Origin of the sequence: Synechococcus sp. H60.2, assembly GCF_047462315.1 — a bacterium.
GTDB lineage: Bacteria > Cyanobacteriota > Cyanobacteriia > Thermostichales > Thermostichaceae > Thermostichus.
Genome location: NZ_JANSIZ010000088.1, coordinates 1 through 8,654, shown reverse-complemented (window position 1 = coordinate 8,654; position 8,654 = coordinate 1). Strand labels below are relative to the sequence as shown.

The window sequence follows — 8,654 nt, the reverse complement described above, 5'->3', positions numbered from 1 at the left end:
GGCAGAAGAAGAGACAAAAGCTCTGCTGTCAAGCGGGTGAGGAAACCCCACCCGCCTACGCGGTGGGGTAGTTCATTGCTGTCCTAGGGCCGGTCGATCCGCAGATAGGGGGCTACGCTGCCGCCAGCATTTTGCAGGTGGTGGCGGAAAAACCCATTGCCGAGATCGACGACCAGACGCTGATCCTGGCAGATCTGGCCCGCAAAGCGATGCAACAGGTACAGAACTTTGTGCGGGAGCTGCTCAAGGACGAGGTGCCCAAGCGCAAAATTGCCCCCGAACGCGTTGAGCCCCTCATCCAGGCTCTGACCAGCGGGCGGGTAACCCACGACTACCCGATTACGGCTGAAGAAGCGCGGGAGCTGGGCCTGCCCATCTCCACCGAGTTGCCGCCCCAGATCTACGCCCTGATGGATCTCTACCCACAAGCCAGCATAGGCCGTCCTTCCGTGCAGTACATTCCTACCCCCTACGATTCCCGCCCCTCTCCACCCGGCAGCCGGTCTCGCTAGGGCGAACTCTGGGCGTAGGTGTCCATGGCTTCTCGACGCAACCCTTCCGCCCGTCGAAACAGCTCTTGCCCGGTGTGCAGGTGGCGATCGTCGAAGTTCAGCGGGAAATAGCTCAGCTCCTCCAGGGCATCTTCCAAGTGGTTGAGGGCATAGTAGAGGCGAGAAGCCACCCCCCCTAGGCTGCTGGGATTGGGAAGGCGGCGAAAGATCTGCTGAGCTTGGGTCAGTTTCTGCGTACACTCCTCCAGATACAGGCCAAAGGCCTCCAGCAAATCGGGATCGAAAGGATCTGCCGCCAAGGCATTTAACTGCGGCCTGAGGGAAGACAGTAAAGGCCCCAAAACTCGGTTCAGAGGAGTGTAGACCTGCCGAATCCAGGCTTCGCGGGCAATAGCCTCCTGGCTGACCGTCTCTGATGGGGAGCCAGTGGGCTGGGGGCGGGGCGGGGCGTAATTGGAGCGCAGTTGCCGATCGTACTCGCGGCGGGCTTGCGGATCCTTAAGCACCGCATAGGCAGCGTTGATCTGGCGAATACGCTCAGCGGCAGCCCGATCTTTTTTGGCCAGGAGGCTGTCGGGGTGGTGGTACTTGACCAGACGGCGATAGGCAGACTTGATCTCCGCTGCCGTCGCCAGCACCGAAACCCCCAACACTTCATAGTGGGAAACTGCTTCAGACCCGCTCCCCATCATTTTGTTCTCAGAACAAACGCTCATATTGTACCTGGAGCCTACAATAATGGTGAGTTTTCCGGTGCTGCCCCATGCCGTCCTCCTCCCATCCCCTCAACGCCCTTGTGGGGGCTGCCTTTGCTGCCAGTTTGGGCTATGGGTTCCTACAATTGCTGCTCTCGATGCTGGCCAAGCTGCCGCCAATCGACCTGGAAAGCGGATCCCTGGCGCGGGGGATCAGCATTCTGGTGCGCTACCTGCTGGTGGGATCCGTTTCCCTGATCACCTTCATGTTTGTCATGGTGGGCCTGGGGCTGGCAGCCTACTCGCTGCAATTGCTGGGAGAACGGCTGACCTCTTCTCGGCACCGATCCTAGCCGCAGTCGAGGGAGTTGGTTAGCCAGGACGCTGACGGAGGCGCTGGCTGACCAAGGTGCGCCCCTCTGGGGTGTAGAGCTGCCAGTAGTTCCAGTAGTTGCCAAAGACAGACTTGACATAGCCACGGGTTTCGGCAAAGGGGATCCGCTCCACAAATTCATCGGGATCCTCAAAGCCGAAGCGGCCTAGCCATCTGGCGACATTGCCAGGCCCGCCATTGTAGCTGGCCAGGGCCAGCAGGGTGTTGTCTTGATAGGTGCGGTGGGTGTAGTCAAAGTACCAGCATCCCAGGCGCAGGTTGTCGGCAGGGTTGGTGAGGCTGTACTGGGCTAGACTAACTTTTTGGGCAATCCAGCGGCCGGTGGCAGGCATCACCTGCATCAAGCCCAGCGCTCCCGAGGCCGAGACAATCTCCGGCTCAAAACGGGATTCCTGGCGGATCAAGGCTGCCACCATCAGGGAATTCAGGTTAAACTGCCGCGACCAGTAGGCCAGCCCAGGCCGGGCATAGGGATCTCCCTCCCACGTGTTCTCCGGGTCGGCGTAGTAGTGCAGCGGGTAGACGGCCTGCCAGAAATCCTGGCGCTGCCTCAAGCTCTGCAGCAGCGGGTCAGGCTCGGCGCTGAAGCGCAAAGCAGCCACCTGGTTGATCCCCTGGAGGTGTTCGCCAGCGTTGTTGCGCAAAATGCCGCTGGCAAAGCGCTCGGCCACGCTCATCTGGCGCGGATCCCGTTGCCGCAGGGCCGTTTCCCCCTGCCAGCGCTCCCAGGCCAGTTGGCTGGCGCCGATGAGATGCAAAGTTTGCGTGGCCTCAGAGACCCCTGGCAACGGTTGGCGCACCGGCTGAAAGTCCACCTCAACCCTTTGGCGGCCGCTGGAGAAATCTCCTACTGGCCAGCCCAGTTGCGCCGCTGCCCGCCAGGCGTGGTAGGTGTGGGGAAACTGCCGCAGCACCTGCTGATAGGTTTGCCGTGCCGCCGCCCTATCCCCCAGGCGTTCCCGCCATTTGCCTGCCCAGTAGAGCAGTTGCGCCCCCATTTCCGTATCCTGCTGGGCCAAGCCAATCTGCTGGGCCAGAGCAATGGCTTGGCTGAGATTGCCCGCTTGCGCCTGGCGCCAAGCCACCGTCCAGGCGGCGTTGGCCGCTGCTTCGCTGGCCGGGAAACGCTCCCAAAGGGTCTGCCGCACCGCCTGGGCCGACTGCGGGCTGTCGTTGCGCTCATAAAGCTGGCTGAGGCTGAGCAGGGCCTCTGGGGCCTCTGGATTCGAGCCGGATCCCACCTGTCGGAGCAACTGAAGGGCTGTCGGCAGGTCGCTCAGCTCGGCCAGGCGACGCTGGGTGAGGGAGGCCTCGGCAGCCTCGGGAAATTGCGCCAGCAGCGCTTGGTAGGCGGCCCTGGCCTGGGGAAACTCCCGCGAGATTTGGTGGCTGCGGCCCTGGCGGTAGAGGTTCTGGGGGGTAGCAGGGGCGTGTTTGTAGGCGCGGGCGGCTTTGCCGTACTCCCGCTGCTCCCAGTAGGCATCGGCCAGGATCTGCCAGTCGGAGGCTGTGAGGGATCCCTCCTGGGCTTGGCGCCAGCGATCCAAGAGGGGCGTTAACCCAGGGGTTTGCGGGTGATGTTGGGCCAGATCCCGCAGTAGGTCGTAGCGGTCGGGATGCTGCTGCAGCAAGTGCTGGAGGGCGCGAGCAGTCAAGGGGTGAGTGGGAAATTGCCGTCGCAGTTGCTCCACCTGGCCCATTCCCCACAGGGCATAGGCGGCTACAGGACTGTGGGGATACTCCCGCAAGATCTTGGGCCACCAGATTTGGCGGGCAGTTTCTCGATCCCCCAGCTTTTCATAGGCCTGGGCCCTGAGCTTCCAAATTTCATCAGTGAGAACTGGCAGCTTCTCTTCCAAGCCTTGTAAGGACTCCAAGGCCGCTTGGGCTTGGCCGCCCTGGAGGGCTTTGTAGGCGCGCAAAAAGGCAGCGCCAGAAGTCGAGCTTGGAGATTCCGGCGGCACCGCCGCCATCTCAACGGGTTCTGCCCAGGAAGAAGTGTAAAAGCCCCAGAGGGCACCGCCCAGGACTCCGCCTGCTGCTAAGGCCGCGGCCACCCATTGCCTCCAGAGGTTGCTGGTTAGGCTCCCCATGCCCCCCTCCCCCAGCTCCTTGACTAGGATACCCAACGGGGAGGCGCCGAGCCAGGGCAGGGAGGACTCCAGTTGGCGATGGGAACTGGCTCGAGGGGCTCTGGCAGGGGAAACCCCAGGATCTGGGCGTAGAAGTAAAGCTCTGCCTCCAGCGCCCGCTTGAGGTTGGCCGCCTGGCGGAAGCCGTGCTGCTCTCCCTCAAAGGGCACGTAGGCCACCGGGATCCCTTTGGCCTTCAGGGCAGCTACCATCTTCTCCGCTTGGTTGGGAGGAACGATGGCGTCCTCTAGGCCTTGAAAGAAAATGATCGGGCAGTTGAGACCCTCTAGGTGGTGGAGGGGAGAGCGCTCTCGGTAGAGATCCTGCCGTTGGGGGTAGGGGCCAATTAAGCTCTCCAAGTAGTGGGACTCAAACTTGTGAGTTTCCCGGGCCAGCGCTTCTAGGTCACTGATGCCGTAGTAGCTGGCGCCGGCGCGGAAAACCCTGTGAAACGTCAAAGCTGCCAGGGTCGTGTAGCCGCCGGCGCTGCTGCCGCGAATGAGCAATCGCTCGCCATCAACCCGGCCCTGTTGGGCCAAGAATCGGGCTCCAGCAATGCAATCTTCCACGTCCACAAGGCCCCATTGGCCCTTGAGGGCCTCCCGGTAGGCCCGTCCATAGCCGCTGCTGCCGCGGTAGTTGACATCCAAAACAGCAATCCCGCGGCTGGTCCAGTACTGGATCCCCAGGTCAAGCACGGCTGCTGTTGCTCCCGTGGGCCCGCCGTGACTTTTCACCAGCAGGGGCGGCTTTTCGCCGGCAGGGGCCACAAAGTCGCGGTTCTTGGGAGGATAGAAGAAGCCGTAGGCCACTGTCCCGCCAGAAGTGGGAAAGGTGATGGGCTCAGGGATCGACAAATACTCCAGATCTATTGCCACGCTGCTAGAACGGGCCACCACCTCCCCTTGGCCAGAAGGTAAGTCCAGACCGACCAAGGCCATGGCTTCGCTGGGGGATCCGGCCAGGAAGGCAGCTTTTTCGCCGCTAACTTGGAGGTTGTGGAGCTCGGTGTAGGGTATGGGGAGCTCCTGCCTCTGTCCTGAACGCGGATCCAAAAGCGCCAGGTGGCAGAGCCCCTCTTGTCGATAGATGGCCAGGATTTGCCCATCCCCACAGAAGCCGTAGGTGCTCAGGCCAAACACCCACTGGGGCTCGCCAAACTCTGCTTCCATAGGACAGAGGGAAATGGGGCCCTGGGGATCCCAGCGGTAGAGGTTCCACCAGCCGCTGCGGTCGGAAACAAAGTAAAGCTCCCCCTGCGGCGACCACTGGGGCTGGAAAATGGACTCAGCCGGGCCACCAACGAGTTTCTGGGGTTCTCCCAAGCTGCCGTCAGGAGCCACTTCCGCCCGCCACAGCTCCGTGCCGTCCCAAGGCATCTGGGGGTGATCCCAGGCCAGCCACACCAGGATCTGACCGTCTGGGCTCAGTTGCGGGCTGGCGTAGAAATCGTGGCCCCTGGCCAAAACCTGCTGGGATCCGCTTTCTAGATCGATGGCAACCAGGGTATTTTCCGGCTCTCCCTGGCGGCTGTGATCCTCGCGCACGCAGAGGATGCGCCGGCGCCTCCTGTCCACCACCCCGTCGGCATAGCGGTAGGGGCCGGGCTCGGTGAGGGGCTGGGGAGCCAACTCCGGCAGCAGGCAGTACAGCCGTTGATCGGCAAAGTTGCAGAAATACACCACCCCCTCGGAGACCCAGTAGGCGCCGCCGCCGTACTCATGCACCCGCGTGCGCACGTTGAAGGGTGCTGGCGTCAGTTCCTGCACCGTCCCGTCGGCAGCTCGCCGCATCAGTACATTTCGCCCCTTCTCCTGCGGGCGGCCCTCCGTCCAGTAGAGATCCCCCTTGTCCCAAGCCGGTTGCCCTAGGCGTAGGGATCCGGCCACCACCAGGTCAGCGGTAATTGGGGATCGCCAAGATCCATAGCCAGCCTGTTGCACCATAAGCCATCAATTTTCAACCTCGAAATCTCCATTATGCCGAGAGCAAGGGATCCTGGGAGCTTGGGGAGAACAGGCTCAGATTCTGGAAAAAAGTATCTCACAACACAATTTCTTCCTGGCTGAATGGGTTTGATAAAACACGTCGAGGCAACAGGGGCGCACGACGCTCTCTCGACTGCAGAACTGGCTTTTCCCCCTGTTGATGTTGGGAAGGCATTAGTGAAAACCTCAGCCGAGCGCAGTTGGGCAAGCTGATCCATGGGCAAGGTGATGAGCTGAGTGCTTCCCCCCGTTAGCCAGGCTGCTGTAACCACACTTCGCTACATCCTTTGCACTCACCTCGTTTCGGAGTTTACCGATGGCTCAATCTTTTAATCGTCGTCAAGTGCTGAAAATGGGCGCGCTGGCCGGAGCCGGCGCTGCCTTAGGGCCGCAGATCTGGGTGAAGCGGTCTGTGCCTGCCTATGCTCAGGGAGAGACTATTCGCGTTGGCATTTTGCACTCCCTCAGCGGCACGATGGCCATTTCGGAAACCAGTGTGGTGGATGCGGAAAAGCTAGCCATTAAAGAGATCAATGCCGCCGGTGGGGTTTTGGGCAAGCAGATCGAGCCCATCATCGAGGATGGCGCCTCCGATTGGCCAACCTTTGCCGAGAAAGCCACCAAATTGATCGATGTGGACAAGGTGGCAACGGTATTCGGCTGTTGGACCTCGGCCAGCCGCAAGGCAGTTTTGCCGGTATTTGAATCCAAGCAACACCTGCTCTGGTATCCCGTACAGTACGAAGGACAAGAGTGCTCCAAAAACATCTTCTACACCGGCGCTGCCCCCAACCAGCAGATCGAGCCTTCTGTGGAATGGCTGCTCAAGAACAAGGGCAAAGAGTTTTTCCTGGTGGGATCCGACTATGTCTTCCCCCGCACGGCCAACACCATCATCAAGGCCCAGTTAGAGGCCCTGGGCGGCAAGGTTGTGGGAGAAGATTACCTGCCTCTGGGCAACACCGAAGTGACTCCCATTATCAGCAAAATCCGTGCCGCTCTTCCCAACGGCGGCGTGATCTACAACAGCCTGAATGGCGACAGCAATGTGGCCTTCTTTAAGCAACTGAAAGCAGCCGGTCTGGAGCCGGATCGCTATCCCTCTATGTCCGTCAGCATTGCCGAAGAAGAGGTGCAGGCGATTGGCTCCGAGTTCCTAGAAGGCCACTACGCTGCCTGGAACTACTTCATGACGGTGGATACGCCTGCCAACAAGAAGTTTGTGGAAGCCTTCAAGGCAGAATACGGCCAAAACCGCGTCACCAACGACCCGATGGAAGCGGCCTATATCATGGTTTACATCTGGAAGCAGGCGGTGGAAAAAGCGGGAACCGTGGAGATCGACGCGGTGCGCCAAGCAGCCTACGGCCAAACCTTTGATGCCCCAGAGGGTCTGGTGACGATGAACACCAACCACCACCTGACCAAGTACGTGCGGATCGGCCAGGTGCGCTCTGATGGGCTGTTTGATGTCATCTTTTCTACAGACGCTGTGGAGCCACAGCCCTGGAACCAGTTTGTGGCGGAAACCAAGGGCTTTGCCTGCGACTGGTCGGATCCGGCCAAAGGCGGTCGCTTCAAAGTCAGCTAGCCCTGTTGAGCGCTGGGTGCGGGATCCCTTGCGGGTGAGTTGGGGATCCCGTCCTGGAGTTGGAAGCGCGTCCCCAGTCAACTGGTAAAGAAGGAGGATCCCCTGCCGATGACCTTGCTTTTGGATAGCTTGTTTAACGGCATCAGTATTGGCACCGTTTTGCTGATAGCCGCTCTGGGCCTGGCGATTGTCTTCGGCCTCATGGGGGTGATCAATATGGCCCATGGGGAGCTGATGATGTTGGGGGCCTACACCACCTTTGTTATGCAAAATGCCTTCCGACAATTGGGGGATCCCTGGCGGGATCTGTATATCTTTCCAGCCTTGGTTGCCGCTTTTGTCGTCACGGCCCTGGCGGGTCTGGCTCTGGAGCGGGGGGTGATTCGCTTTTTGTATGGGCGGCCGCTGGAAACCCTTTTGGCCACCTGGGGCGTGAGCCTGATCCTGCAGCAGTTCGTGCGCAGCGTCAATTGGGTGTTGGCTTTCCGCTTGGGGGCCTTTGCGGTGCTCTTTTTTGGCGGCTGGTGGCTCTTGGCAAAACGGGCCGATTGGCCGCGACTCAAAGGCTGGGTGCTGACGTTGTTGTTGGTGCTTTCTACGGCCATTGTGGCAGTAGGCGGGCGGGTTCTGGCCCAAACCTATGCCCTGGCCGTCACCCAGCCCTGGTTTGGGGCCCAAAATAGAGACGTGACCGCTCCTCGCTGGCTGCGGGGTGGGATCCCGGTGGGCAACCTGTTTTTGCCCAATACTCGCCTGTTCATCATCGCCCTCACCGTTGTCTGTATCCTGGGGCTGTACTTTTTCTTGCAACGCACCCGCTGGGGGTTGCGCATCCGCGCCGTCACCCAAAATCGGGCCATGAGCGCTTGTGTCGGGATCCCCACGCAAATGGTGGATGCTCTCACCTTTGCCATGGGTTCGGGTCTGGCAGGAGTAGCCGGCGTGGCCGTCAGCCTGCTGGGATCCGTGGGGCCCAATACCGGCCAGAACTACATCGTGGATACCTTCATGGTGGTTGTCGTGGGGGGTGTGGGCAAGCTCCTGGGCAGCATTGTGGCGGCACTGGGGATCGGAATTGCCAACTTTGTCATCGGTTCCGGGACGCTGGCTTTGATCTTTCCCAACGTGCCGATCCTGACCGATACCCTCAACTTTTTTGCCACCACCAGCATGGCTAAGGTGATGGTCTTTGCCTTAATTGTGGCCTTTTTGCAGGTGCGCCCCCGCGGCCTTTTCCCCGAAAAAGGTCGCATGGTGGATGCCTAGGCCGCCCTGCTTGGGGCAAAGTTAATACCGTTATGCCCATCCACCCACCTGGGGAGTATACAAAAAGGCGCCAGGC

Annotated in this window: 7 protein-coding genes; 4 read left to right on the top strand and 3 right to left on the bottom strand. The window is 60.6% G+C overall.

What is annotated here, in order from left to right; all coding sequences use genetic code 11:
* Positions 1–74 precede the first annotated feature (74 nt).
* Complete coding sequence (locus NW845_RS11455) at positions 75–512, top strand: SDH family Clp fold serine proteinase (RefSeq protein WP_414378635.1); 438 nt, start codon at positions 75–77, stop codon at positions 510–512.
* On the opposite strand, the gene NW845_RS11450 is transcribed toward NW845_RS11455, so the two are convergent.
* A complete protein-coding gene (locus NW845_RS11450; RefSeq protein WP_414364957.1) occupies positions 509–1,228 on the bottom strand; it encodes a J domain-containing protein in 720 nt (239 codons plus the stop codon). The genes NW845_RS11455 and NW845_RS11450 overlap by 4 nt on opposite strands.
* A gap of 47 nt (positions 1,229–1,275) precedes the next feature.
* Between NW845_RS11450 and NW845_RS11445 the strand changes: the two genes are divergently transcribed.
* Entirely contained in the window at positions 1,276–1,560 is a 285-nt protein-coding gene (locus NW845_RS11445; RefSeq protein ID WP_414372547.1) for a DUF3082 domain-containing protein, read from the top strand.
* 19 nt (positions 1,561–1,579) lie between these two features.
* Here the strand turns inward: NW845_RS11445 and NW845_RS11440 are convergent, their stop codons facing one another.
* The gene (locus tag NW845_RS11440) at positions 1,580–3,694 is read right to left on the bottom strand and encodes a transglycosylase SLT domain-containing protein (protein ID WP_414378633.1); all 2,115 of its coding nucleotides are present in this window, start codon (positions 3,692–3,694) and stop codon (positions 1,580–1,582) included.
* A 23-nt stretch (positions 3,695–3,717) separates the two neighbouring features.
* Positions 3,718–5,679: a prolyl oligopeptidase family serine peptidase gene (locus NW845_RS11435; protein ID WP_414378631.1), complete on the bottom strand. Its 1,962-nt coding sequence runs from the start codon at positions 5,677–5,679 to the stop codon at positions 3,718–3,720.
* A 358-nt stretch (positions 5,680–6,037) separates the two neighbouring features.
* Between NW845_RS11435 and urtA the strand changes: the two genes are divergently transcribed.
* Both urtA and urtB read left to right on the top strand, forming a co-directional pair.
* Positions 6,038–7,312 (top strand): urea ABC transporter substrate-binding protein, encoded by a 1,275-nt coding sequence (gene urtA / locus NW845_RS11430; protein WP_414332597.1) that lies wholly within the window; start codon positions 6,038–6,040, stop codon positions 7,310–7,312.
* A gap of 108 nt (positions 7,313–7,420) precedes the next feature.
* Entirely contained in the window at positions 7,421–8,578 is a 1,158-nt protein-coding gene (urtB, locus tag NW845_RS11425; RefSeq protein WP_414378629.1) for an urea ABC transporter permease subunit UrtB, read from the top strand.
* Positions 8,579–8,654 lie beyond the last annotated feature (76 nt).